At 56.5% G+C, this 23,916-nt stretch carries 25 protein-coding genes and 2 pseudogenes; 10 read left to right on the top strand and 17 right to left on the bottom strand.

Going from position 1 to position 23,916, the window contains the following annotated elements; genetic code table 11:
- Nucleotides 1-45: 45 nt before the first annotated feature.
- The 6 genes from ACEN9A_RS29600 to ACEN9A_RS29575 all read left to right on the top strand — a co-directional run bounded on the left by ACEN9A_RS29600 (nucleotide 46) and on the right by ACEN9A_RS29575 (nucleotide 7,733).
- A complete protein-coding gene (locus ACEN9A_RS29600) occupies nucleotides 46-2,079 on the top strand; it encodes an ABC transporter permease subunit (protein WP_258674234.1) in 2,034 nt (677 codons plus the stop codon).
- 15 nt (nucleotides 2,080-2,094) lie between these two features.
- Entirely contained in the window at nucleotides 2,095-3,765 is a 1,671-nt protein-coding gene (pstA, locus tag ACEN9A_RS29595; RefSeq protein ID WP_258671686.1) for a phosphate ABC transporter permease PstA, read from the top strand.
- Between the two features lie 93 nt (nucleotides 3,766-3,858).
- On the top strand, nucleotides 3,859-4,692 hold the full coding sequence (pstB, locus tag ACEN9A_RS29590) for a phosphate ABC transporter ATP-binding protein PstB (protein WP_007934504.1): 834 nt from the start codon (nucleotides 3,859-3,861) through the stop codon (nucleotides 4,690-4,692).
- Between the two features lie 71 nt (nucleotides 4,693-4,763).
- The gene (gene phoU / locus ACEN9A_RS29585) at nucleotides 4,764-5,525 is read left to right on the top strand and encodes a phosphate signaling complex protein PhoU (RefSeq protein ID WP_007934507.1); all 762 of its coding nucleotides are present in this window, start codon (nucleotides 4,764-4,766) and stop codon (nucleotides 5,523-5,525) included.
- 181 nt (nucleotides 5,526-5,706) lie between these two features.
- Entirely contained in the window at nucleotides 5,707-6,651 is a 945-nt protein-coding gene (locus ACEN9A_RS29580) for a response regulator (protein ID WP_258671684.1), read from the top strand.
- A 185-nt stretch (nucleotides 6,652-6,836) separates the two neighbouring features.
- Nucleotides 6,837-7,733: a peptidoglycan DD-metalloendopeptidase family protein gene (locus ACEN9A_RS29575; protein ID WP_019651308.1), complete on the top strand. Its 897-nt coding sequence runs from the start codon at nucleotides 6,837-6,839 to the stop codon at nucleotides 7,731-7,733.
- Between the two features lie 176 nt (nucleotides 7,734-7,909).
- Here ACEN9A_RS29575 and ACEN9A_RS29570 read toward each other — a convergent pair whose 3' ends face one another.
- The 3 genes from ACEN9A_RS29570 to phoB form a co-directional block, all read right to left on the bottom strand.
- Nucleotides 7,910-9,250 (bottom strand): hemolysin family protein, encoded by a 1,341-nt coding sequence (locus tag ACEN9A_RS29570; protein ID WP_007934513.1) that lies wholly within the window; start codon nucleotides 9,248-9,250, stop codon nucleotides 7,910-7,912.
- Between the two features lie 123 nt (nucleotides 9,251-9,373).
- Nucleotides 9,374-10,696, bottom strand: coding sequence for a phosphate regulon sensor histidine kinase PhoR (phoR, locus tag ACEN9A_RS29565; protein WP_019651309.1), 1,323 nt, complete (start codon nucleotides 10,694-10,696; stop codon nucleotides 9,374-9,376).
- Nucleotides 10,697-10,735: 39 nt separating this feature from the next.
- Nucleotides 10,736-11,425 carry a phosphate regulon transcriptional regulator PhoB gene (gene phoB / locus ACEN9A_RS29560; protein WP_007896474.1) on the bottom strand — a complete coding sequence of 230 codons (690 nt, stop codon included), beginning with the start codon at nucleotides 11,423-11,425 and terminating at the stop codon, nucleotides 10,736-10,738.
- Between the two features lie 152 nt (nucleotides 11,426-11,577).
- Here phoB and ACEN9A_RS29555 point away from each other — a divergent pair, with 152 nt between their 5' ends.
- Nucleotides 11,578-11,961, top strand: a complete 384-nt coding sequence (locus tag ACEN9A_RS29555) for a COG4315 family predicted lipoprotein (RefSeq protein WP_019651310.1) — start codon at nucleotides 11,578-11,580, stop codon at nucleotides 11,959-11,961.
- A gap of 89 nt (nucleotides 11,962-12,050) precedes the next feature.
- Here ACEN9A_RS29555 and ubiA read toward each other — a convergent pair whose 3' ends face one another.
- Nucleotides 12,051-12,941: a 4-hydroxybenzoate octaprenyltransferase gene (ubiA, locus tag ACEN9A_RS29550; protein WP_258671683.1), complete on the bottom strand. Its 891-nt coding sequence runs from the start codon at nucleotides 12,939-12,941 to the stop codon at nucleotides 12,051-12,053.
- Complete coding sequence (locus tag ACEN9A_RS29545; protein ID WP_258671682.1) at nucleotides 12,941-13,504, bottom strand: chorismate--pyruvate lyase family protein; 564 nt, start codon at nucleotides 13,502-13,504, stop codon at nucleotides 12,941-12,943. The genes ubiA and ACEN9A_RS29545 overlap by 1 nt, the downstream gene beginning before the upstream one ends.
- Before the next feature lie 200 nt (nucleotides 13,505-13,704).
- On the opposite strand from ACEN9A_RS29545, the gene ACEN9A_RS29540 reads away from it, so the two are divergent.
- The 3 genes from ACEN9A_RS29540 (at nucleotide 13,705) to ACEN9A_RS29530 (ending at nucleotide 15,507) form a co-directional block, all read left to right on the top strand.
- On the top strand, nucleotides 13,705-13,872 hold the full coding sequence (locus tag ACEN9A_RS29540) for a rubredoxin (RefSeq protein WP_007896465.1): 168 nt from the start codon (nucleotides 13,705-13,707) through the stop codon (nucleotides 13,870-13,872).
- Between the two features lie 18 nt (nucleotides 13,873-13,890).
- Entirely contained in the window at nucleotides 13,891-15,039 is a 1,149-nt protein-coding gene (locus ACEN9A_RS29535) for an NAD(P)/FAD-dependent oxidoreductase (RefSeq protein WP_258671681.1), read from the top strand.
- A gap of 192 nt (nucleotides 15,040-15,231) precedes the next feature.
- On the top strand, nucleotides 15,232-15,507 hold the full coding sequence (locus ACEN9A_RS29530; protein WP_003213368.1) for an HU family DNA-binding protein: 276 nt from the start codon (nucleotides 15,232-15,234) through the stop codon (nucleotides 15,505-15,507).
- 103 nt (nucleotides 15,508-15,610) lie between these two features.
- Here ACEN9A_RS29530 and comJ read toward each other — a convergent pair whose 3' ends face one another.
- The 12 genes and pseudogenes from comJ to ACEN9A_RS29470 all read right to left on the bottom strand — a co-directional run bounded on the left by comJ (nucleotide 15,611) and on the right by ACEN9A_RS29470 (nucleotide 23,842).
- A complete protein-coding gene (gene comJ / locus ACEN9A_RS29525) occupies nucleotides 15,611-16,090 on the bottom strand; it encodes a competence protein ComJ (RefSeq protein ID WP_258671680.1) in 480 nt (159 codons plus the stop codon).
- Nucleotides 16,091-16,157: 67 nt separating this feature from the next.
- A complete protein-coding gene (locus ACEN9A_RS29520; protein WP_258671679.1) occupies nucleotides 16,158-16,592 on the bottom strand; it encodes a tetratricopeptide repeat protein in 435 nt (144 codons plus the stop codon).
- 35 nt (nucleotides 16,593-16,627) lie between these two features.
- A pseudogene (locus ACEN9A_RS29515) lies at nucleotides 16,628-16,884 on the bottom strand (hypothetical protein); the annotation flags it as partial.
- Nucleotides 16,885-17,079: 195 nt separating this feature from the next.
- Nucleotides 17,080-17,553: an SMI1/KNR4 family protein gene (locus ACEN9A_RS29510; protein WP_258671677.1), complete on the bottom strand. Its 474-nt coding sequence runs from the start codon at nucleotides 17,551-17,553 to the stop codon at nucleotides 17,080-17,082.
- A gap of 77 nt (nucleotides 17,554-17,630) precedes the next feature.
- Nucleotides 17,631-18,785 (bottom strand): ankyrin repeat domain-containing protein, encoded by a 1,155-nt coding sequence (locus ACEN9A_RS29505; protein ID WP_258671676.1) that lies wholly within the window; start codon nucleotides 18,783-18,785, stop codon nucleotides 17,631-17,633.
- Nucleotides 18,786-20,168, bottom strand: a pseudogene (locus tag ACEN9A_RS29500) (RHS repeat domain-containing protein); the annotation flags it as partial.
- Nucleotides 20,169-20,406: 238 nt separating this feature from the next.
- Nucleotides 20,407-20,712 (bottom strand): DUF7716 domain-containing protein, encoded by a 306-nt coding sequence (locus tag ACEN9A_RS29495; protein ID WP_019651908.1) that lies wholly within the window; start codon nucleotides 20,710-20,712, stop codon nucleotides 20,407-20,409.
- A gap of 9 nt (nucleotides 20,713-20,721) precedes the next feature.
- Nucleotides 20,722-21,063 (bottom strand): HNH endonuclease, encoded by a 342-nt coding sequence (locus ACEN9A_RS29490; protein ID WP_408981099.1) that lies wholly within the window; start codon nucleotides 21,061-21,063, stop codon nucleotides 20,722-20,724.
- A gap of 129 nt (nucleotides 21,064-21,192) precedes the next feature.
- On the bottom strand, nucleotides 21,193-21,474 hold the full coding sequence (locus ACEN9A_RS29485; RefSeq protein WP_019651906.1) for a hypothetical protein: 282 nt from the start codon (nucleotides 21,472-21,474) through the stop codon (nucleotides 21,193-21,195).
- 41 nt (nucleotides 21,475-21,515) lie between these two features.
- Nucleotides 21,516-22,115 (bottom strand): hypothetical protein, encoded by a 600-nt coding sequence (locus tag ACEN9A_RS29480; RefSeq protein WP_019651905.1) that lies wholly within the window; start codon nucleotides 22,113-22,115, stop codon nucleotides 21,516-21,518.
- A gap of 63 nt (nucleotides 22,116-22,178) precedes the next feature.
- Nucleotides 22,179-23,189: a hypothetical protein gene (locus ACEN9A_RS29475; protein ID WP_019651904.1), complete on the bottom strand. Its 1,011-nt coding sequence runs from the start codon at nucleotides 23,187-23,189 to the stop codon at nucleotides 22,179-22,181.
- Between the two features lie 185 nt (nucleotides 23,190-23,374).
- Nucleotides 23,375-23,842 carry a hypothetical protein gene (locus ACEN9A_RS29470; protein WP_019651903.1) on the bottom strand — a complete coding sequence of 156 codons (468 nt, stop codon included), beginning with the start codon at nucleotides 23,840-23,842 and terminating at the stop codon, nucleotides 23,375-23,377.
- Between the last annotated feature and the right edge of the window lie 74 nt (nucleotides 23,843-23,916).

The following is a 23,916-nucleotide window of genomic DNA, read 5'->3' as shown; positions in this document are numbered from 1 at the left end:
CAGGGTGCCGACCTGACCGCCAAAGACGCCATCACGCCCGCCTGGATGCAAGACGCCGGCAAGCCGCTGATGATCTCCCTTGAAGAACAGAACCAGGTGGCCATGCGGGTTTCCGACAAGGGCCAGGCGCTATTCTTTGATATCGATAGCGGCGCCGAACTGCGTCGTGTCGACCTGCCGATCCCGGCCGGTACCAGCGTGACCTCCATCGGTGAAGATCAACCCGGCCATCCATTGGTCGCAGTGGGGTTGTCCAACGGTCAGGTGCTGGTGTTCCGTCATACCTATAAAGTCAGCTACCCGGACGGCAAGAAAACCATCTCGCCGGCCATCGAATACCCGTACGGCGAAACGCCAATCGTGCTGAACGAGGCGGGCGGCGCTCTGGAGCACGTCAGCCTCAATGCCACCGATTCGACCCTGCTGCTGGCTGGCTCCACCGGTGCGCAACTGCATGTCATGTCGCTGACCAGCGAAGAAAACATGATGACCGGCGAAGTCACCAACGAGCAGAAACGTATCGACCTGCCGCAAATGACCGAGCCGGTGAAGAACATCTTCGTCGACCCGCGTCAGCAGTGGCTGTACGTGGTCAACGGTCGCGCTCAAGCCGATGTGTTCAGCCTGCGCGACAAGAGTCTCAACGGTCGCTACAAATTGCTCGAAGACGGCGATGCCGAGATTACCGCCAGCACCCAGCTGGTGGGCGGTATCTCACTGATTCTCGGCGACTCCAAGGGCGGTCTCGCCCAGTGGTTCATGGCTCGCGATCACGATGGCGAACTGCGCCTGAAGCAAATCCGCACCTTCCAGATGGGCGCTGCGCCGATTGTTGAAATCACCGCCGAAGAACGTCGAAAAGGCTTCGTTGCCCTTGATGCGTCCGGCAAGCTCGGCGTGTTTCACAGCACCGCGCACCGCACTTTGCTGGTGGATCAGGTGGTCGACGGCCAAGGCCTGTTCGGCCTGTCGCCACGGGCCAACCGCGTGATCGTGGAGCAGGGCGGCAAGCTGCAACCGTTGCTGCTCGACAACCCGCACCCGGAAGTTTCCTGGAGCGCGTTGTGGAGCAAGGTCTGGTACGAGAACTACGACGAGCCTAAATACGTTTGGCAATCGACCGCCGCCAACACCGACTTCGAACCCAAGCTGAGCCTCTCGCCGCTGACCTTCGGTACCCTGAAAGCCGCGTTCTACGCCATGCTGCTGGCCGCGCCCCTGGCCGTCGCCGCAGCGATCTACACCGCGTACTTCATGGCACCGGGCATGCGTCGCAAGGTCAAGCCGGTGATCGAACTGATGGAAGCGATGCCGACGGTGATCCTCGGCTTCTTCGCCGGCCTGTTCCTCGCACCGTATGTAGAAGGGCATTTGCCGGGCATCTTCAGCCTGCTGATGCTCCTGCCGATCGGCATTCTGGTGGCGGGTTTCGTTTTCAGTCGCCTGCCTGAGTCGATCCGCCTGAAAGTGCCGGACGGCTGGGAAAGCGCGATCCTGATTCCAGTGATTCTGTTCGTGGGTTGGCTGTCGCTGTACATGAGCCCGTACATGGAAACCTGGTTCTTCGGCGGCGACATGCGCATGTGGATCTCCCACGACCTGGGCATCACCTACGACCAGCGCAACGCTCTGGTGGTCGGCCTGGCCATGGGTTTTGCGGTCATCCCGAACATCTACTCCATTGCCGAAGACGCCGTGTTCAGCGTGCCGCGCGGCCTGACTCTTGGTTCCCTGGCCCTCGGCGCCACGCCGTGGCAGACCATGACTCGCGTGGTGATCCTCACCGCCAGCCCGGGCATCTTCTCGGCGCTGATGATCGGCATGGGCCGCGCGGTCGGTGAAACCATGATCGTGCTGATGGCCACCGGTAACACCCCGGTCATGGAAATGAACCTGTTCGAAGGCCTGCGTACATTGGCAGCCAACGTCGCGGTGGAAATGCCCGAATCGGAAGTCGGCGGCAGCCACTACCGCGTGCTGTTCCTCTCGGCGCTGGTGCTGCTGTTGTTCACCTTCATCATGAACACCCTCGCGGAACTGATTCGTCAGCGTCTGCGCAAGAAATACTCGTCGCTTTAAGAAAGGTAGAAGTCTGTGAAACAGAACTCCCTGAATGGATGGTTCAAGAGCGGCGCCCCCGGCGTCTGGATCAGCGGTGGCGCGGTGTCCATTGCGGTCATCATGACCATTGGCCTGCTGGCGGTGATTGCCGTGCGCGGTCTGGGTCACTTCTGGCCGGCGGACCTGGTCCACGCCAGTTATGACGTGCCGGGCCAGGCCAATCACCTGGTCATCGGCGAAGTGGTGCAGAAGGAAGAAGTGCCACGCGAGCGTCTGAAAAGCGCTGGCCTGCCGGTGCCCGATCAGGGCCCGGAGTTCATGACCCGCGAGCTGATCAAGGTCGGCAACCGTGATCTGAACGGCACGGACTTCACCTGGACTGTCGGCGAGTGGCTGACCAACCAGAAGACTCCGCCAGAGCTGATGACCATCGAGCGTCGCGAGTGGGGCAACTTCTACGGCTATCTGGTCAACGTTAAAGAGGACGGCAAGGTCGTCGCTGAAGGCGAAGCCGCATGGCCTGAGTTGCAGGCCCGTGTCGATCGCGTCAACCAGTTGGCTGGGCAGCTCAAGAGCCTGGAAAAAACCGACATCGGCGCGATCAACGCCGGTCTCGAACGTGTTCGTCTGCACGGTCGCAAGCTGGAATTGGCCGGCCGTCTCGACGCTACCGCACAGGCGGACCTGGAGTCTGAGCGCGCCGAGCTGAATGCCCGTTATCAGGAAATCGAAGCGCGTCTGAACGACCTGCACAAGCAGTTCAACCGTGACAGCCTGACGGCTCGTGACGCGAACGGTAAAGAGGTCGAGATCGGCATCGGCAAAGTGGTTCACGCCTATCAGCCGAACGCCATGAGCACCTTTACCAAGGTTGGCTTCTACTTCAGCAAGGTCTGGGAATTCCTCAGTGATGACCCGCGCGAAGCCAACACCGAAGGCGGGATCTTCCCGGCGATTTTCGGCACCGTGATGATGACCTTGATCATGGCGATGATCGTCACTCCGTTCGGAGTGCTGGCGGCGGTCTACCTGCGTGAATACGCCAAGCAGAACACTCTGACCCGAGTGATCCGTATTGCGGTGAACAACCTGGCGGGCGTACCGGCGATCGTTTACGGCGTGTTCGGCCTGGGCTTCTTCGTCTATGTACTGGGCGGCTCGGTCGACCGGTTGTTCTTCCCTGAAGCGCTGCCGGCGCCGACCTTCGGTACACCAGGTTTGCTCTGGGCTTCCCTGACCCTGGCGCTACTGGCTGTGCCGGTGGTGATCGTGGCCACCGAAGAAGGCCTGGCGCGGATTCCTCGCACCGTGCGCGAAGGTTCGTTGGCCCTCGGCGCGACCAAGGCCGAGACCTTGTGGAAGATCGTGCTGCCAATGGCCAGCCCGGCCATGATGACCGGCATGATTCTCGCCGTGGCCCGCGCCGCCGGTGAAGTGGCGCCGCTGATGCTGGTGGGCGTGGTGAAACTGGCGCCGTCGCTGCCAGTGGATGGCAACTACCCGTACCTGCACCTGGACCAGAAGATCATGCACCTGGGCTTCCATATTTATGACGTCGGCTTCCAGAGCCCGAACGTCGAAGCCGCGCGACCGCTGGTGTACGCCACAGCGCTGCTGCTGGTGCTGGTGATCGCGACATTGAACCTGTCGGCCGTTTATATCCGTAACCATCTGCGCGAGAAGTACAAGGCGCTGGATAGCTAATTACCGCCGCTCCTACAGAGCGGCGACACCGCTGGCCCATCTTGTGAGGCCAGCGGCTCACTGAACCGAATTTGTTAGCACAGGGAGCCTCCCATGCAGCACGAAGCACACACTCACGGCATCAACATGTCGGCCCTGGGCCGCGACAAGCAGAGCCTGAGTCTCGAGCAGGAAACCGTGGCCATCGAAGTGCCGGGGCTGAGCCTGTTCTACGGCGAAAAACAAGCGCTGTACGACGTCAGCATGAACATCCCGAAACAGCGCGTGACCGCCTTCATCGGGCCGTCCGGCTGTGGCAAGTCCACGCTGTTGCGCACTTTCAACCGCATGAACGACCTGGTGGATGGCTGCCGCGTCGAAGGCGCGATCAACCTCTACGGCAACAACATCTACCGCAAGGGCGAGGACGTGGCCGAGCTGCGTCGTCGCGTCGGCATGGTGTTCCAGAAGCCCAACCCGTTCCCGAAAACCATCTATGAAAACGTGGTTTACGGCTTGCGCATCCAGGGCATCAACAAAAAGCGCATCCTCGACGAAGCCGTCGAGTGGGCGTTGAAAGGCGCGGCGCTGTGGGATGAAGTCAAGGATCGTCTGCACGAGTCGGCACTCGGTTTGTCCGGCGGTCAGCAGCAACGTCTGGTGATTGCCCGCACAATCGCCGTGGAGCCGGAAGTGCTGCTGCTCGACGAACCGTGCTCGGCACTCGACCCGATCTCCACGCTGAAAGTCGAAGAGCTGATCTACGAACTGAAATCCAAGTTCACCATTGTTATCGTGACCCACAACATGCAACAGGCCGCGCGGGTTTCCGACTACACGGCGTTCATGTATATGGGCAAACTGGTGGAGTTCGGCGACACCGACACCCTGTTCACCAATCCGGCGAAGAAGCAGACCGAAGACTACATCACCGGTCGTTACGGCTAGGAAGCTGTTGTTGCTCACTGAACTGACGCTGCGGCCCACCGCACCTTACCGGACGCTCCAAGGACGCCAACATGATTAGTAAAGAAGGCCTTACCCATCACATCTCCCAGCAGTTCAACGCTGAGCTCGAGGAAGTGCGCAGCCACCTCCTGGCCATGGGCGGGCTGGTCGAGAAGCAGGTCAACGACGCGGTCACTGCGCTGATCGAGGCCGACTCCGGCTTGGCCCAGCAAGTGCGCGAGGTCGACGACCAGATCAACCAGATGGAACGCAATATCGACGAAGAATGCCTGCGCATTCTGGCTCGTCGTCAGCCGGCGGCGTCGGACTTGCGTCTGATCATCAGCATCTCCAAATCGGTGATCGACCTCGAGCGTATCGGCGACGAAGCCACCAAGATCGCCCGTCGCGCCATTCAGTTGTGTGAAGAAGGCGAAGCGCCGCGCGGTTATGTCGAGGTTCGCCACATCGGCGACCAGGTGCGCAACATGGTTCGCGATGCCCTGGACGCATTTGCCCGTTTCGACGCCGACCTGGCGCTGTCGGTGGCGCAGTACGACAAGATCATCGACCGCGAATACAAGACCGCGCTGCGCGAACTCGCCACCTACATGATGGAAGATCCACGCTCTATCTCGCGTGTCTTGAGCATTATCTGGGTGCTGCGCTCCCTTGAGCGAATCGGCGACCACGCGCGCAATATCTCGGAACTGGTGATTTACCTGGTGCGCGGCACCGACGTGCGTCACCTGGGCCTCAAGCGCATGAAGGAAGAAGTGGAAGGCACAAGTGCCGAAACCGCTAATGTTCCGGACAAAGCTGACGATAAGTAAGGTTGCCCAAGAAAAAGCGCCCGGCCCCTTGGCCGGGCGTTTTTGTTTGTGTGGCTTTTGAACTGAAAAGCCGAATTGAAAAGCAGCACCCGCGAACGAAAAGTCCCGGCGTGACTGAAGAGTTTTGGCAAAGTGCCATCAGCCAGCGTTATGCTTGCCGGGATATTTAAAGGGGTGTTGGATGAGCAAGATCAGTGTGTTGGTCGTGGACGATGCGTCGTTCATTCGTGACCTGGTAAAAAAGTGCCTGCGCAACTACTTCCCGGGGATCCGGACCGAAGATGCAGTCAACGGTAAAAAGGCCCAGGCCATGCTGGCCAAGGAAGCGTTCGACCTGGTCCTGTGTGACTGGGAAATGCCGGAAATGTCCGGTCTGGAGTTGCTGACCTGGTGCCGTGAGCAGGACAACCTCAAGACCATGCCGTTCGTGATGGTGACCAGCCGTGGCGATAAAGAAAACGTGGTCCAGGCGATCCAGGCCGGGGTTTCCGGCTACGTCAGCAAGCCATTCACCAACGAGCAGCTGTTGACCAAGGTCAAGCAGGCCCTGAACAAGGTTGGCAAGCTCGATACCTTGATGAATAGCGCGCCGACCAAAATGAACTCGGCGTTCGGCAACGATTCCCTGAGCGCATTGACCGGTGGCAAAGCGGCGGTGGTCGCACCCTCGGCTGCAGCGGTCAACCCGTTTGCCAAACCTGCCGCCGCCGCGCCAGCCCCGGCTGCGGCGCCGTCTCGCGGCCTGCTCAACAATCCACCGGTCAAGGCGCCAGCCGCTGCCTCCGCTGGCGGTCGTGGCCAAGGCCAACTGCGCCTGTCGAGCGGCACACAGCAATGCGTGATCAAGGCCTTGAGCATCAAGGAAGCGCTGCTGGTGGTGAAACGCACCGACACCTTGCCGCAAGTCCTCGACAACGCCGTACTCGACCTGGAGCAGGGCGACAACGCCGAAACTGCCCGTCTTAACGGCTACTTGCACGCCATCGTCGCCCACGAGCCGAAGCCGGACAGCGAGTGGCTGCAACTGACGTTCCGCTTTGTCGACCAGGATGCACAGAAGCTCGACTACATCTCCCGCCTGATCGCCCGTGGCACCGCGCAGAAGCACTTCGTACCGGGCGCATAATCTTCGCTCCTAAAAGATCGCAGCCTTCGGCAGCTCCTACAGGTGAAACACAATGCCTGTGTAGGAGCTGCCGCAGGCTGCGATCTTTTGTTTTTGCTTTCCGCCCATTTGAAACATCTGTCGACTACGCAGGTCCATTTCTGCTGCTAGGCTCCTTCCCAGGCCTACTCAACAGAATTTTGCCCATGCTCGCGCGCCTGCTGTTTTTCTGTGGTCTTTTCATGGCCTCCACCTCGGCTGTGGCCATGACGATCTACAGGTCCACTGATGCCAGTGGCGTGGTCTCTTACAGTGACCGCCCCACCAAAGGTGCGAAGGTGTTCGTTTTTCGCGACCGAATGGTCGAACACCTTGAGCGGCAGGTGTACCTCGACATCAAGAGGATGAATGGCATCGACAGCGTGTTCGTGCGCAATGACCTGTATGCGCCGGTCGAGATCGAGCTGAGTTTCGACGGGCTGCAGAACGTAAGCGGTGCGCCGAGCCGACCGATCCGGCGGGTGATGCCGGCGCGCAGTAACCTTCGTCTGGCCCTGCTCACGCCGACGAAGGCTGGAAGGCCGATCGTGTATAACCCAAGGTTCGAATACTCCCTGGGCGACCCCTCAGGGGCTGCCATGGCCTATCGATATCCGTTGCCCTGGCGTGGCGGTCCGTTTCGGCTGAGTCAGGGCGCCAATGGCCAATACAGCCACTACGGACCGAAAAACCGTTACGCGATGGACATCGCCATGCCCGAAGGCACGCCGATCATCGCGGCGCGCGGCGGGGTGGTGGTGAAAACCGAGAATGGCCAGACTGGGCGCGGCAACGATCCGTCGGGCAATTTCGTGCGGGTGTTGCACGATGACGGGACCATGGGCGTGTACCTGCACCTCAAGAAGGGTTCAGTCTGCGTACGGGAAGGTCAGCGGGTGGTGGTGGGCAGTGCGCTGGCGCTGTCGGGCAACACCGGCAACAGCAGCGGCCCGCACCTGCACTTCGTGGTGCAGCGCAATACCGGATTGGGGCTGGTGTCGATTCCGTACCAGTTCAATCAACCGGTGGGGGCGTTGCCCAACTTTGCGTTGGGCAAGAAGTGAAGGCGATGGAGATCTACTGTGGCGAGGGAGCTTGCTCCCGCTCGGCTGCGCAGCAGTCGCCATTCAGCCAACGCGGTCTGCCTGAGTAAACGCGGCAGCCGGTTTTGGGGCCGCTCCGCAGCCCAACGGGGGCAAGCCCCCTCACCACAAAAGCCCGCTCACCACCGAAAGCACGCTTAATCGAGCATCAACACCTTGGCCAATATGATCTTCGGCCCTTTCATCTTTTTGATGATGATCCGCAAACCTTCGACTTCCAGCACTTCTTCCTCTTCCGGCACCCGTTTCAGGGTTTCGTAGACCAGCCCGGCGAGGGTTTCGGCTTCGATGTGGTCCAGGTCGATGCCCAGCAGGCGTTCCACCTTGAACAGCGGCGTATCGCCGCGCACCAGCAGCTTGCCCGGCTGATACGCGAGGATCCCGCGTTCAGCCTTGCGGTGTTCGTCCTGAATGTCGCCCACCAGCACTTCCAGCACATCTTCCATGGTCAGGTAGCCGATGATGTTGCCGTCGGCTTCCTCGACCACGGCGAAGTGCGAGCCGCCCTTGCGGAACTGTTCCAGGAGTTGCGACAGCGGCATGTGCCGCGACACGCGCTCCAGCGGCCGGGTCAGTTCGGCGAGGTTGAACGACTCGGGAATGTGATCAAGGGCGGCCAGTTCCAGCAGCAGATCCTTGATGTGCAGCAGGCCGACGAACTCCTGGCGCTCGCTGTCGTACACCGGGTAGCGGCTGAACTTGTGGCGACGGAACAACGCCAGGATTTCCTTGAGCGGAGCGTTGAACTCAAGTGTGACCAGGTCTTCCCGGGAGTTGGCCCAGTCGACCACTTCCAGCTCGCCCATTTCCACCGCCGAGGCCAGTACGCGCATGCCTTGGTCGCTCGGGTCCTGGCCACGGCTGGAGTGCAGGATCAGTTTCAGTTCTTCACGGCTGTAATGGTGCTCGTGGTGCGGGCCGGGCTCACCTTGCCCGGCAATGCGCAGGATCTGGTTGGCGCTGGCGTTGAGCAGGTAGATGGCCGGGTACATGGCCCAGTAGAACAAGTACAGCGGCACCGCCGTCCACAGCGACAGCAACTCGGGTTTGCGGATGGCCCAGGATTTCGGCGCCAGCTCACCGACCACGATGTGCAGGTACGAAATGATGAAGAACGCCGTGAAGAACGAAACCGCCTTGACCACTTCAGCGGAATCTACGCCCACGGCACTCAGCACAGGCTCCAGAAGGTGCGCGAACGCCGGTTCACCGACCCAACCCAGGCCGAGAGAAGCGAGGGTGATACCCAATTGGCACGCTGACAGGTAAGCATCGAGCTGACTGTGTACGGTGCGCAGGATATGTCCGCGCCAGCCGTGCTGTTCAGCGATGGCTTCGACCCGGGTCGAGCGCAGTTTGACCATGGCAAATTCTGCCGCAACGAAAAAGCCGTTGAGCAAAACCAGGATCAGAGCAAAAAGAATCATGCCGAAGTCGGCGAATATTGTTGCGAGGGTCAAGCCAGGGGAAGGGTCCATGATGGAGTTTTGCGGGTTCCGTGTATTCAAAAAAGGGGGAAATGCAGTGCCTGAAGGGCAGGCACAAGTCAGCCAATGTAGCGGCTGACTGATCGATTGCCTAGTGGCGAGTGCTAGTCGGTATCAGTCCGCGGCGCTGATCACGCGGGATTTGGTGACCTGGGCCGGCGCGAAATGGCAGGTAAACGTGCTGCCATGCCCCGGCACACTGCTGATTTCCATGCGTGCCCGATGGCGCAGCAGCACATGTTTGACGATGGCCAGCCCCAGCCCGGTGCCGCCGGTGTTGGAGTTGCGGCTGGAATCGACGCGATAGAAGCGTTCGGTCAGGCGCGGCAGATGCTTGCTGTCGATGCCGATTCCCGAATCCTGCACGCTCAGGTGTGCGCCTTGCTCATCACCCCACCAGCGAATGCGGATATTGCCCTCGGCCGGGGTGTATTTCACCGCGTTGAACACCAGATTGGAAAACGCACTGCGCAGTTCGGCTTCGCTGCCCTTGAGCAGAATCGTCGGATCGGCTTCGAGGGTGATGCGCTGATTTTTCTGACCCGACAGCTGCTGAGCATCGCTCTTGATCGATTGCAGCAGGCTGTCGATGGACACTGGTTGGTTGTCCGACGGGTAATCGGTGGCTTCCAGTTTGGCCAGCAGCAGCAAATCGTTAAGCAAGGTCTGCATGCGCCCGCCTTGCTGCTGCATTTGCTGCAGGGCACGGGTCCAGCGTGGATTCACGTCCTCGACGTTATCGAGCAGGGTTTCCAGGTAGCCGCAAATCACTGTCAGGGGTGTGCGCAGCTCGTGGGACACGTTGGCGATAAAGTCTTTGCGCATCTGCTCCAGCTGATGGATACGCGTCACATCGCGCACCAGCATCAAGTGTTCGTTGTTGCCGTAGCGGGTGATGTATAGCTGAATGCGCAGGCGATCGTTGATCGGCGACGGAATTTCCAACGGCTCGGCGTAGCTGTCCTGCTCGAAGTATTCCTTGAAGCGCGGATGGCGCACCAGGTTGGTCACCGGCTGGCCGCTGTCCTGAGGGGTCTTGAGACCCAGCAAGGTTTCAGCCGCGCGGTTCCACCACTCAAGGTTGCCGTCGCTGTCGAGCATGATCACCGCGTCTTTCAGCGCGGCGGTGGATTCCTGGACGCGGTCGATCACCGCTTGCAGGCGCCCGCGTACCCGTTGGTCGCGGCGTTGCAGGTGATAGATGCTGTCGAACACTTCGCCCCACAGGCCATAGCCGTCGGGCGGTGCTTCATCGGGTTGGTGCAGGCGCAGCCATTCGTGCAGGCGCAGCAGCTGTTTGAGGGTCCAGGCCAGGTAAACACCCAGGCCCACGGCGAGGCTCCAGCCGTAGTAGCCGGAGATCAGGCCGATCACCAAACAGGCGGTGACCAGCAACAGCATGTGGCGAATCAGGGTGCCATGCCAGTTTTGGTTCACGGAAAATATGCGTCCTTGTCAGCGAGTCTGGCGGTCGGCTCAGGCCTTGGTGGAAAACCGGTAGCCGGTGCCGCGCACGGTTTGTACCAGATTTTCGTAGGCATCGCCGAGGGCTTTGCGCAGGCGACGGATGTGCACGTCGACGGTGCGCTCTTCGACGTAGACATTGCCGCCCCAGACCTGATCCAGCAACTGGCCGCGGGTGTAGGCGCGTTCCTGGTGGGTCATGAAGAATTGCAGCAAACGGTATTCGGTCGGGCCCATCTCGGCAGGTTTGCCGTCGATGGTCACGCGGTGGCTGATCGGGTCCAGCAGCAGGCCGCCGACTTCGATCGGCGCTTCGCCATCGGTCGGGCCGGCGCGGCGCAGCACGGCTTTGAGGCGCGCAACCAGCTCACGGGGGGAAAACGGTTTGGTGATGTAGTCATCGGCGCCGACTTCCAGGCCCTGGATCTTGTTGTCTTCCTCGCCCTTGGCGGTGAGCATGATGATCGGGATATCCCCGGTCAGTTCATCGCGCTTGAGGCGGCGGGCCAACTCGATGCCGGAGGTGCCGGGCAGCATCCAGTCGAGCAGAATCAGGTCCGGTTTGCGGTCGACGATAATGGCATGGGCCTGCTGGGAGTTCTCCGCCTCCAGGCAGTCATAGCCGGCCATTTCCAACGCAACGGCGATCATTTCGCGAATGGGCGCTTCGTCGTCGACGATCAGAATGCTCCTGCCAACCATGCCTTAATCCTCTTGTCATTTAACTGTCTTGCGCCGCATTAGATAACGGAATTATTGCAGTCGTGTGACAGTATTTTAGCCGCCCTGCGATTGTCGCGATCCTGAACTAAGCTCTAATTCCGAATCCTGACAACCACAAGAGGAAGGTTTCCATGAATCACATTGTTCAATCCTGGAAGGTCCTGCTGGTCACTGCTGCGCTAACGCTGCCGTCCCTGGCCTTCGCGGCAGAACCGGCGATGATGAAAGACGGGATGATGGTCGATCACAAGGGCATGACGGTTTACACCTACGACAAGGACTCAGGCGGTAAGTCGATGTGCAACGGCGAGTGCGCTGAATACTGGCCGCCAATGATGGCGCCGGCGGGCGCCAAGCCCGAAGGTAAGTGGAGCACGATCAAGCGTGACGACGGTAAGATGCAGTGGGCCTATGATGGCAAGCCGCTTTACACCTTCATGAAGGACAAAAAACCCGGTGACATGGCGGGCGACAATATGAAGAACGTTTGGCACATCATGCGTGAGCATAAATAAGCGATTCGCCTGCGCCGTAAACAGTTCGCGGCCTGCAGTCGCTCCATCCCCCTGTTGGAGCTGGCACAGGCTGCGATCTTTTCCAACGGTCAACGCAACGCGTAATCCAGCACAATCCCCACGAAAATCGCCAACCCCGCCCAGTGGTTATGCAAAAAAGCCTGGAAGCAGCGCATCCGGTCCTTGCTGCGGGTGTACCAGAACTCCCACGCAAAGCAGCCTGCCGCCACCAGCAACCCAAGGTGGAACCAGCCACCGAGATGGAATTTCGAGCCAGCCAGCAACAGGCAGCCCAGCGCCAGGCCTTGCAAGGTCAGAATGATCACCCGGTCGGCATCGCCAAACAGGATCGCGGTGGATTTCACCCCGATCTTCAGGTCATCGTCGCGGTCGGTCATGGCGTAATAGGTGTCGTAGCCCACGGTCCACAGCAAATTGGCGATCCACAGCAACCAGGCTGTCGCCGGCAACTCACCGGTCTCGGCAGTGAACGCCATCGGCATGCCCCAGGAGAACGCCGCGCCCAGCACCACTTGCGGGTAATAGGTGTAACGCTTCATGAACGGATACGTGAAGGCCAGGGCCAAACCGCCCAGCGACAACCCGACAGTCGCCGCGTTGGTGCACAGCACCAGCAGGAAGCTCACGCCCATCAGCACCGCGAAGAACACCAGGGCTTCTTTTGAGCTGATCTTGCCGCTCACCAGCGGCCGTTGCTCGGTGCGTTTCACATGGCCATCGACCTTGCGGTCCGCCCAATCGTTGATCACACAACCGCCGGCACGGGTCAGCACCACGCCGAGCACGAAAATCACGATATTGGCCAGTGATGGCGAACCTTCACCGGCAATCCACAGTGCCCACAATGTCGGCCACAGCAGCAGGTAAATGCCGATCGGCTTGTCCATGCGGGTCAGCTGAATGAAATCCCAGGCCCGAGGATTCACGCGGTTCAGAGACTTGAGCAGGTTCTGGTACATCAGCAGTTCTCCGGATGCGCGCGGGCGGCGCTCCACAGGGTCGGCAGGAAAATCTCGGCCACCAGCACGCTCAGAGCGCCACGGTCGAAACGCGAGCGCCGGCCCCACAGTTCAGGCGCCTGAGCCTCCATCGGCAACCACGCTTGAGGATAGTGACAAACCTCGATGGCCCGGCGCTGAAACGCCCGATCGCAAAACAGCAATTCACCCAGAGAACGGCTACCCAGCTCATCCATGTGCAATCCGTCGCCCTGCAGCGCGCTACGCGCCGCCACGCTGCGGGCAAACACCCAAGCTTCACCGTGGCCGCGCAGATACACCTCGCGCACCCAGCCTTCGCTGCCTTCGGCCAGCTCCAGCGCGGCACATTCGTCGGCGCGCAGCGATTGCCAGCCTTCGAACAGCGGCGTGACGCTGAAACCGTCATTCGACAAACGGGTCAGGCGTCGGGTCAGTGACCCTTCATCGAACAACCAATCGAGCGTAGACGTGTCGGGGCGGGGGATCAGTTGGCTTTGAGAAAGCCAGAGCGGCGTCGGGGAGGGGGCTTTTGAGTGCGGCACAGTGAGTCATTATTGGCAGCAAATGAGGCGGCGAGCTTACCATGTCAGGCGGCGAGTTTGATTGATCCGGCCTGCCGTTGCGCCGAACAGGCTTGCATCTGCCGGGCCCGATCAGTACAAAACGCCCTGAGCCGGACGGCAACGCTTCATCTATCGACCGTTCGCGTCGGCAAAAGCCTGAATCCCGAGGAAGTACCTGAATGAAAAAGTGGCAATGTGTGGTCTGCGGCCTGATCTATAACGAAGCCGAAGGCTGGCCGGACGACGGTATTGCGGCGGGCACACCGTGGCAGGACGTGCCGGAAGACTGGCTGTGCCCGGACTGCGGCGTGGGCAAAATGGATTTTGAAATGATTGAAATCAACTAAGCATCCAAGGAGCTAGGAATGAACGCACCTGTCGTGATCGTCGGCACTGGGCTGGCTGGCTACAACCTGGCCCGGGAGTTTCGCAAACTCGATGGCGAAACCCCGCTGCTGTTGATTACCGCAGATGACGGACGCTCCTACTCCAAGCCGATGCTCTCCACCGGCTTCGGCAAGAATAAAGACGCCGATGGCCTGAGCATGGCCGAACCGGGCGCCATGGCCGAGCAATTGAAGGCCGAAGTGCGCACTCACACGCGCATCAGCGGCATCGATCCGGGCCACAAACGCCTGTGGATCGGCGAAGAATCGGTGATCTACCGTGACCTGATCCTGGCCTGGGGCGCGGAAACCGTGCGGGTGCCGATCGAAGGCGACGCGGCCGACGCGGTTTTCCCAATCAACGACCTTGAAGACTACGCACGTTTTCGCGCGGCGGCGGCCGGCAAGCGTCGGGTGCTGCTGCTGGGCGCCGGTTTGATTGGCTGCGAATTTGCCAACGACCTGATTCTCGGTGGCTACGAAGTGCAACTGGTTGCGCCCTGCGAACAAGTCATGCCGACCTTGCTCCACCCGGCGGCGGCCGCTGCGGTCCAGGCCGGCCTGGAAAGCCTGGGCGCGCGCTTCCACCTCGGGCCGGTGCTCAATCGCCTGCAGCGAGTGGCGGACGGCCTGGAAGCGCATCTGTCTGACGGCCAGGTCATCCCTTGCGACGTAGTGGTGTCAGCCATCGGTCTGCGTCCGCGCATCGACCTGGCGGCCGCTGCCGGGGTGCAGGTCAATCGTGGTGTGGTGGTTGACCGTCACCTGAAAACCTCTCACGCCAACATCTACGCCCTGGGCGATTGCGCCGAGGTCGATGGGCTGAATCTGTTGTACGTCATGCCCCTCATGAGCTGTGCGAGAGCGCTGGCCCAGACCCTCGCCGGAAACCCTACGGCGGTGAGTTACGGCCCGATGCCGATCACCGTGAAAACCCCGGTCTGCCCATTGGTGGTTTCCCCGCCACCACGGGGCGCGGAGGGCGTCTGGACGGTCGAAGGGCGGGGCGCGGAAATCAAGGTGCTGTGCCGCGACAGCGCCGGCAAATTGCTGGGCTATGCCCTGACCGGCGCGGCGGTGATGGAAAAACTCGCCCTGAACAAAGAACTTCCGGCCCTGTTGGCGTAAATGCCGGTCGTTCTGTCGGAATCACCCCGTTTTTGCCCCCACAAAGGTCGCGGGGAGACTGGCGCCGCTCTTGCGCGCATGCCATCCTCATTCCCGTCTGCCGCAGAGTAGAGCACCTGCGGCGCCTTGGGCGCTGTTCCAACGAGAACAGCACGGACATAACAACAAAAAACCGTCAAAGGGGCTTCACTCATGCGTAAACCAGAACTCGCCGCTGCCATCGCGGAAAAAGCAGATCTCACCAAAGAACAGGCCAATCGCGTTCTCAACGCCGTTCTCGAAGAAATCACCGGCGCTCTGCATCGCAAGGATAGCGTCACGCTGGTGGGCTTCGGCACCTTCCTGCAACGCCACCGCGGTGCCCGCACCGGCAAAAACCCGCAAACCGGTGAGCCGGTGAAGATCAAGGCCAGCAACACTGTTGCGTTCAAGCCAGGCAAGTCGTTGAAAGACAGCGTTAATCCGTAATTGCTGCAAGTACCTCGAACACTGAGGGAAAAACGATAATGAAAAGAATGGGCACGCCGATTGAATCGGGTGCCCATTTTTTGTTGGCCGCAGAGATGAATGTCTAACGAAGTCCCTCTACCAGTACCTTGTCTTTCTCGCCGCCCCAAGGATCGTCCAGCAGGTACTTGGCTGGAACTTTGCTGTCTGATGGGACCAGAGTGATTTTGTAAAAGATTTCTTCACCCTCGCAAACCTCGAAGTACAACGCATAGTCGCGTTTCTCTAGATCGAGCTCGACCTTGAATTTTTCAGCAGCGGATGCAATTTCCACATGACTGGGATCCGTGACACGAAACGGCACGACGATGCAGCGCTGGGCGGTGGGGTCAAGGTTGAAGCTGTCTTCCAGTTTCAGGTGCACGTTTGCCCCGAAAGCGTCTTCGGGTAGAGGGTCAAACACAACATAGTCGCTATGGAGGACCGCACCCTGTGCCAAGGTAGTCTTGCCCCATTGACTTGAGGTTTCGTCGAAGGGCCGTGAGCGGAATTGAATTTGGCTGTGGGAGATTAATAGGTCCACAGTTTGAGCTATCTTTTTCATCCGCAAACCTCGACCGGCATCCTGCTCGGTTTCTTCGACATGTCGGCCCTAGAGCCCTCGGCCATGATCAGGCTTTTTTATCTAAATAGAACTTCAGATATTTTTTTGGTCTTTCTTGAAAGGCTCGCGCCTTACCGAAGCTATAAGCATCGTCAAAGTATTTATAAGCCTGTGAATAATCTTCCAGTTCAAAGTAGACCATTCCCAAGTTGATCAACGGACCTGTATCGATATCTGACTCTCGGCCATCCAGGGTCTTTTGTGCCCAATCTTTAGCGGCCTCGAAGTCACCGTTGTCGAAGTGCAGGTTGAAAAAAGAACCTGTGACCCATGACGACAAAGGTGTCCATTCAAGTTTTGGCTCAGGAAGCAAGTCCCATGCTTTTTGGTACAAGGCCTGGGCTTCATTTTTTTTGTTTTGCTCATCGAGCTCATTGCCCGAGGCAATGATGGCCATTATCTCATCTGCCAACGTGGGGTTTTTATCTGCTAAATCTTTCATATAACAATCCTTTCCTGATATATGGGGTTTTCAACCTCGCCGAGTGAGTAGCCGTTGGTGTCGTGCTCGTTTTTTCGATGCGCCGGCCCAGCGGGTCGTAGGTCATCCTGACCACGCTGCCGTTTTTGTTGCGCACTTCAATCAATCGACTCTCGGCGTCGTAACCTAAGCGCTACAGGCCCCGTTTAGCGCTGCGTTTTTCGATCATCCGGCCAGACGCGTCATAGCGGTAATGCTTATCCCGGTAGGTCAGCAGTTTGTTGTGCACCACCAGCCCGGCGCCATGCTTCGGGCTGCCCTGCAGTTCGTGGCGAGGGAGCTTGCTCCCGCTCGGCGGCGCAGCCGTCGTAAACCGGCTGATGCGGTCTACCTGTAAGAATGTATCAACCCTTTTGGGGCGGCTGCGCCACCCAACGGGAGCAAGCTCCCTCGCCACAGGGGATCTGCGTTTCTAATCAAGTCCGCTACTTGTGCGGCATTGGCTCATTCACTCTTCGTCCAGATCTTCCTCATCGATCAGCCCTTGAACAAACCGAAGGAAATTCGAGCAGACCAGCTTTTCGGATTCAGCCTGATTTTCTTCAGGGCTTAGGTCGCTATCAAAGCTATCAGTCGTAAAATAACTAACGGCCTCCGTATCAAGATTCAAGCAAAAGAAGTTGCCACCCCAGTCGTTCGCGAAAGGCAGGAGGTGTGCAGGAAGTACCTGTTTTTTTAGCATCAACTGGTAGGTGGACAGCAGCGTGGAGTCGCCACCGGTAATCGGCTTGAATGCAGCCACTTCCAGTGGCTCGTCAAAATCTTCGCTGACCCAATAGGTCCGCTCCGGTACGCCGCCGTTGTACTTGAGGTAATGGTTTCTAAAGGGCGTCGGTAGCTTCTTACCAATTGCGGATTCCAGATGATCCAGATCCGCTGGCGTAATGGTCGCTTCGTCATTTGAGAATGTGTTTTCAAGCACTCGTTATCTCCGGTCATGAGCAGCGTCCAAGTTTGGGGCCAGCAGGTATTTGGCTGATTCTTTGCCGTTCCACTTTTCTACTGCATTATCCCTGGATCCGGAGCCGGAATGACCACGCTCGCCCAACTGGCTGTACGTTTGCGTTGTGTCAGAACACGCAATGCTGCTGCGTCGGGTTCGCCTTTTTTCGTGAATTTGACAGGCACCAAAACATAGAGCATCACCTTTTCATCGTCGGGGATGATCTCTTTTTCAGTTTTCGTATCCCAGGCTTTATCCTCGGCCACGAAAGCATCCACTTCGTCTGGCCAGGCCAGGTTGGCATACATGGCATCGGAACGACGAATCAAGAAGCCTTCCGACAAGGGGCCATTATCGAACGTGTGGCGAGCGAGCAGAGACAGCAACTCAACCGGAAAAACCCAAGGACTGTGGGGGGGAAAACCATGCTGCGTAAGAGGCCAGTCGCCAGGTAAGCATACGAATAATTCGGTATGAGGACTTTTGGCAAAAAGTCCGATGGTGAAGAGTAACTTGAACTTGCTTTTGCCATCAATACAGCTGATACGCAGCTCCAGCCCCTCTTCATTAGTGATGGGACTCAGTTGCGCGGGTAGAACCCAGCCAGCGGTGTTGTGCACGAAAGTGACTATAGAACCACCAAATTCCTCAGGCTGGCTTTCAACGTCCATGATACTGACCGCCCCGGATTTTCTTAAGGTGGACGCAATCTCTGTAAATCCCCAGGTGTTGGCGATGTCCAATGGCGCAGTATTCAGCCTGGTGTGCAGTCGATTGATGTTGGCATGGTGTTCTACAAGAAGATTGACGACGTCCTGATGCCCAAAGGTAATCGCGTCAATCAGCGGGGTGGTTATGCTGTTAGGCCACCCATCCACCAAAGCACCGGCCTCAAGAAACCATTGGCATGTTTGTAAGTGTCCATTGCCAGCGGCTGCGGCAAGTGGCGTGCTATTGCCGGAACTGGCGGCAGGCTGGTCCAGCGCAATACCTAAAGACACCAATAAGCGGCAAATTTCGGTTTGCCCCTGTTCAGCGGCCATGTGCAGCAGGGTTTCATGCCCATCAAGACCATACATGGGCAAGTGCAATAGAACGGAATTTTTCTCTAGGCACTTTTTTAGTGAGGCTGCATTTCCCGACGCGATGTCTGCGTGAATGGCTAATAAAGTTTTAATGTTCTTTTCATAAATTTCTTCTGGGTTGTTCATTTAAAAAATACCTTTTGTCATTTGAGCACCCATGTTTTTTAATGCGTTTTGGACACTGGCCAGCCCGCCGACGTCTGCTTTCTGTAGTATTTCATAGACTTTTTTGGCGCTGGCTATCGAGTGATTCCCTCCACCATTTTGGGCCCAGGTGAAGTTGCGCGGGTCGTTGTTTAGGCCAATTTTGTGTTTGGCCAGAATTTTTTGCGAGTCGGTAATGTACTTTTGATTTTGAGCTTTCCAGCTTTTCGGAGCTTTTTCGCGGACGATATGATGGTAATGCGGCTTTACCATACCCTTAGGTGCAGGCCCCATTGCTCTCTTCTGTGAGGCGCTGAGTCGACAAACTTCCCACCCCCACGGATCCACCCACCCAATCGGATTCGGTGCGTATTGATAGAGGTTGAATCCCCCCGCCAACCCAATCGGATCCGGCGTAGTAAACCGCCCCACATCCGGATCATAAAACCTGAACGTATTGAAATGCAGCCCCGTCTCCCGGTCCAGGTACTGCCCCTGAAACCGCAGGTTCTGCTCTTCGATGTAGTACGGCTCGCGTACCTCTTCTAACGTGTTGCCCCACACCCGATAAGTTGCCTGCCAGACGTTGTGGCCGTCCGCTTCGGTGAGCTGTTCCGGCAGGCCGTTGAGGTCGTTGTGGTAGTAGCGGATTTTTTGCAGTGGGCCGGTGCCGTCGACGCGGGCCAGGGGCTCGTAACCTTCGTCTTCGTAGAGGTAGAGGTAGAGGCTGGTTTGCTGATGGCGATGTTCCTGCAACAGGCGCAGGCCGTCCCAGGTGAAGCGGGTTTCGCCGAGAGGGTAGCCGTTGGTGTCGTGTACGGTTTTTTCGATGCGCCGGCCCAGTGGGTCGTAGGTCATTCTGACCACGCTGCCGTTTGCGTTGCGCACTTCAATCAACCGGCTTTCGGCGTCGTAACCGAAGCGCTGCAGACCCCGTTGAGCGCTGCGTTTTTCGATCATCCGGCCAAACGCGTCATATCGATAACGCTTGTCCTGATAGGTCAGCAGTTTGTTGTGCACCACCAGCCCGGCGCCGGGTTGTGGGCCGTCCAGCAGGTTGGCGGCGGCGTCGTAGGCGAAGGTTTCGCGCTGGCCGTGCAGGCTGTCCTGGCTGGCGATGATGCGGCCGGTGGCGTCGTAGTGCAGCAGTTGGCGGTGTTGCGTGGCGGGTTGCTGGTCGAGTTTGCCGATCAGGTTGTCGGCGGGGTCGTACTCGAAATGTTTCTGCACCGCTGCCGGCATCAGCGATGGCTGGCTGCTGTGTCGGCGTTGGCGTGAGCGTAAGCGCCCGCTGCGGTCGTATTCGCTTCGGGTGCTGATCTGGCCCTGGGTGCGCAGCACTTCGCGGTGCAGGCGGTCGCGTTCTTGTGGGCTTTGGCACCGTAACCGGCCACCTCACCTTCTTTTAGCAGCCCAAGTGGGTCAATCCACCTGGTGGAGTTGGGAGCCCCATATCCGGATCATAAAGCCGGAACGTGTTGTAGTGCAGTCAGGTCTCTCGGTAGAAAAACTTATTCCCGTTTTTTATCCAAACATGCATGTTATGGTTTTCGCTAAAAAGTAGAGCCGGAAGTTGTTTGGCTCTCCCGGCTCCTTTTCCAATCTAGTCTAGAAAGTCATCGTTTTCCAAATAATAAGTAACTGCTTTCAGTAGTTCTTCTTTGCTGGAGTTCGGATGATGTTCTGTTTTATTTTCAATGATCGCTTTGAGTATTGGAGACTCAAGGAATGTTCCGTATTTGTCATCGAACTCCATTTCTTCGTCGTCATTTTCTGCAAGGTAATATTTTTTATTTAGGATGTCGTTTTTTGACTCCAAATCAAAATCAGTATCCACATATAACCAGCCGACATTGGGTAGGTCATTACATTTTTGCAGAAGCTTGTCAAAGCCATTAATGGTTATCATAAGTACTCCTTATTTTCGACATTTCGTACCGCCGCCCCATTTATTTCGACCGCCTTTACCATCAGGGTGGTAGATTTTATGATACGTTTTATGATCATTGAAGTCGGCTAGCTGTAATGAGCCTGGTTTGTTTCCATGATGCCAAGTCAAATTGGCTGGGGATGTTCCTCTGAACGTCCCATTCGACCGTGGCTGCACATGCTCTACAGCGCCAGGGTATTTAGTCTGCATTTGACGTTTAAAGTCCGGATCTGTTTGCATTCGTTTGTAAACAGATTCATTTGCGCGGCTAAAGTGCTCTGCGTCAGTCATTTTGTATTCGGACGCGTTCAGTGAGTGCTCATGGAACACATGATATTTCCCTAGGTCGCGAGATCCTTCACCATTGTATAGCCCAAGCGGATCTATCCAGGTCAGGGGGGTTGGGGCATAACTGTAAAAGTTCAGCCCTCCCGCCAACCCAATCGGATTCCTTGTTGGTTACGGCATGCGCATTAGCGCAGTCCTCAGGCGTTTGATCAGCTTCGGATCCTTGAGGCAATCGGCCGGCCGCATGTTATCCAAGGCCGGCACCTGCTGTTCGACCCACCACAAACCTTCCTTGAGCCCTCTTTTACCGTAGAGAATGACCGCCATATCGAGGTTGCCATCCAGTTGTTTCGCTAGGGAGCGGGCGTCGTCGTCGAGATAGTCCTCTTCGTATAACCGCACAAGCATATTCCAATCGGAATCGCCGGGGTATTCGTCTTCCAGTTGTTCCATCTTCTGCACTCATTGGCCGGGTCAGATCCATGACCTGAAGATTAACCATAAAAATAATTAAAAAATAGTTCGAAATTTTCTTTCCCAAGCAGGGGGCTGACTTCCTTTGTGAGTAATTTCACGAACTTGCTGGAAAGCTCGTCATCGTCGTTATAGATCTCAAATATTTCGAATTTTCCGTGGACAACCTCAATCAATTTTGCAAGAGCGAAAAAGAAATCAGCCAATGAGTCGGCAATTTTGAAAGGCAAAGCCACGTCATAGCTGGCAAATACAGGTGTACCCTCAATGTCGGTAACAGCGATGACAGGTTTACCACCTCCGATATCATCCATGAATACTACAAAACTGGCTGGCCAGCGTGGGTTGAGCTGCGACTTGTTTGAATTGCCATCCCACTTGTAGCCCACTTGGTCATCTTCAAGGGTGTTCAGATCAAAAAAACGTATCGGAGTCAAACCTGTCTCTATCTCTACACCCACAGGCTCGTAGTTGTCATAGAAAAAGTCAGTTTCGACAGAGCGTTCAAGCGTTTGCGGCCATGTGGCGTTGACTTGGCCATTCTTTTCGAAGCAGCCCTCTAACTGAAACTTTTTGTGGATACGGCGCAGCTCTATTAGTGCCTTTTCTAACGCGCTCATGTTCGTTCTTCCCTGTGGGTTACAGCATGCGCATCAGCGCGGCTCTCTCGTTTGTGAGAGCGTCTATAGGCTGTACAAAATATTGTAGAATGAGGTTGAATTGTCTTTTATCGAGGATAGATCCTGGTCTATAGATGCTTTTTCGAATGATGATTTATTGATTGCCATTCGACGAGTGATTATTGCTTCCAGCAGGTTTCTGAACAGTGCCTCATCATTGACGTGTTTTTTAAGCTTTAGAATTTCGCGAGGTTTGTTTTTCAGGATGTAAAAGGAATAGTTCATCAAAATAATATTGGAGACAAACAGATTTTCCGTAGACTGAAGGGGGTTGATCGTGTCGATTAAAACATTAAATATCTGTCTCTTGTCTTTAACGTATGCCTGCAAAAATACATCGGGATACATGAATTCGCTATGGCGATCATTTAGCCTGAAACGGTAATTTGTGTCGCCGGGTTCGGTCAATAATGTGACGAGGCTTGTTTGATAGTTTTTCAACGTGCTTAGCAATACATGTTCTTTTCTGCTATCAAATTTTATCGCGTTGTAAACCAGGTTGATAACATCCAAAAAAGCTACAGGCCCCCGGGTGTCGGTAGCCATTACCAGCTGATTATCCTTGATGCTGAACCGACGATACGCTTCGTCGTCAATGCTCAATTCGAAAAGCAGGAATCTGAGTATATAGTTCCTGAACTGTGCATCCGAGTCGAGAGAACTGTTTTTCAAACTGATCAACTGGATCAGAAAGAAGAAAATAAAATAGTCTTTATTGGTTCGTTGACGGTTGTCGATTTCAAGTAGATAGCCAAAGCGGGACAGGATCAGGAGAAGGGCATAGCAGTCCGGTTCCGTGAAGCCGTTTTTTGACATGGATTTTTCGAAGGCGCTTATGGAGAACAAATCGTGCCAGCGGCTCACATAGAAGGTCGAACCGTTGTGTTTTCTGGCGGCGACAGAGAGCAGTGAAGGCTCGTCTTCTTGGTAAAAAACAACGCCCAGCTCTTTCGGATATGGACGGATGTTCAGGAAACTCTCAAGCTTGTATGAAAGGAGATTGAATATGTCCATTTAACGCTATCCGCATGTCTTCCACTTTCCGTTCGGGCCTTTTTTCTCGACACGAAACGAACGCCAATTGCTCAGCGCCACCGACCTGCAGGGCGGGCGCTACGAATACTACGACGACGACGCCGGGCCTAATTCAAACTTTTTCAGTTTTTCCAACCGATAATTGTTTTTTCATGCTGGTACGGTTAACTCGGACTAAGCCAAGAAGAGAAATCAGAAATATATATTTCATTTAAAATCAAATCTATAGGTATATCTTCAATGCTATCGGCTATCTCGTCATAAGGGGAGGGTAATACATAGGAAAATCCGAAATCATCATCAAGAATTATTGAGCCATTAAAGATGCGTTGACGTTTTGTAAGTTTTTTTACTTGATCAAAAGACATTCCTGTAGAAAGCACACCTCTGTAAAGTCCTTTGTAATGTACATTGCAGCCAATTGAGAATATAGCTCCGTCAGAAAGGGTTGCTATGGTGATCGTGTCGTTTACCACATAGGCCACCCTCGTTGCTCCGTCCGGTAGATTATAGTTTTTTATTTTTATATTGTGTTTTTTATATAGCTCATCGATATAGTTGGAAATGTTTTCCCCTAATAGTATGTCTGCTGCTGAGTGCTTGGAATTGATGTCTGCTGTAAAGTCAATCATGTTCAAGTTCCACCGTTCATTAAGGTGCCATTAACATAGACTGGAGAGTCTTTTATTAGATCGTAATTTTTGAA

Source organism: Pseudomonas sp. Pseusp18, from assembly GCF_059506005.1.
The sequence above is the reverse complement of the archived record's forward strand: the minus strand, read 5'-3'. Positions and strand labels throughout refer to the sequence as shown.

Bases quoted from the DNA above. Each gene is read 5' to 3' on its own strand.
- ACEN9A_RS29535 (WP_258671681.1), top strand. From the start codon at position 13,891: ATGAACGCACCTGTCGTGATCGTCGGCACTGGGCTGGCTGGCTACAAC.
- phoU (WP_007934507.1), top strand. From the start codon at position 4,764: ATGATTAGTAAAGAAGGCCTTACCCATCACATCTCCCAGCAGTTCAAC.
- ACEN9A_RS29555 (WP_019651310.1), top strand. From the start codon at position 11,578: ATGAATCACATTGTTCAATCCTGGAAGGTCCTGCTGGTCACTGCTGCG.
- ACEN9A_RS29540 (WP_007896465.1), top strand. From the start codon at position 13,705: ATGAAAAAGTGGCAATGTGTGGTCTGCGGCCTGATCTATAACGAAGCC.
- ACEN9A_RS29600 (WP_258674234.1), top strand. From the start codon at position 46: ATGCAAGACGCCGGCAAGCCGCTGATGATCTCCCTTGAAGAACAGAAC.
- ACEN9A_RS29495 (WP_019651908.1), bottom strand. From the start codon at position 20,712: ATGATAACCATTAATGGCTTTGACAAGCTTCTGCAAAAATGTAATGAC.
- ACEN9A_RS29575 (WP_019651308.1), top strand. From the start codon at position 6,837: ATGCTCGCGCGCCTGCTGTTTTTCTGTGGTCTTTTCATGGCCTCCACC.
- phoB (WP_007896474.1), bottom strand. From the start codon at position 11,425: ATGGTTGGCAGGAGCATTCTGATCGTCGACGACGAAGCGCCCATTCGC.
- ubiA (WP_258671683.1), bottom strand. From the start codon at position 12,941: ATGTACCAGAACCTGCTCAAGTCTCTGAACCGCGTGAATCCTCGGGCC.
- ACEN9A_RS29475 (WP_019651904.1), bottom strand. From the start codon at position 23,189: ATGGACATATTCAATCTCCTTTCATACAAGCTTGAGAGTTTCCTGAAC.
- pstB (WP_007934504.1), top strand. From the start codon at position 3,859: ATGCAGCACGAAGCACACACTCACGGCATCAACATGTCGGCCCTGGGC.
- ACEN9A_RS29530 (WP_003213368.1), top strand. From the start codon at position 15,232: ATGCGTAAACCAGAACTCGCCGCTGCCATCGCGGAAAAAGCAGATCTC.
- ACEN9A_RS29470 (WP_019651903.1), bottom strand. From the start codon at position 23,842: ATGATTGACTTTACAGCAGACATCAATTCCAAGCACTCAGCAGCAGAC.
- ACEN9A_RS29570 (WP_007934513.1), bottom strand. From the start codon at position 9,250: ATGGACCCTTCCCCTGGCTTGACCCTCGCAACAATATTCGCCGACTTC.
- ACEN9A_RS29520 (WP_258671679.1), bottom strand. From the start codon at position 16,592: ATGAAAGATTTAGCAGATAAAAACCCCACGTTGGCAGATGAGATAATG.
- ACEN9A_RS29480 (WP_019651905.1), bottom strand. From the start codon at position 22,115: ATGAGCGCGTTAGAAAAGGCACTAATAGAGCTGCGCCGTATCCACAAA.
- ACEN9A_RS29485 (WP_019651906.1), bottom strand. From the start codon at position 21,474: ATGGAACAACTGGAAGACGAATACCCCGGCGATTCCGATTGGAATATG.
- comJ (WP_258671680.1), bottom strand. From the start codon at position 16,090: ATGAAAAAGATAGCTCAAACTGTGGACCTATTAATCTCCCACAGCCAA.
- ACEN9A_RS29505 (WP_258671676.1), bottom strand. From the start codon at position 18,785: ATGAACAACCCAGAAGAAATTTATGAAAAGAACATTAAAACTTTATTA.
- ACEN9A_RS29580 (WP_258671684.1), top strand. From the start codon at position 5,707: ATGAGCAAGATCAGTGTGTTGGTCGTGGACGATGCGTCGTTCATTCGT.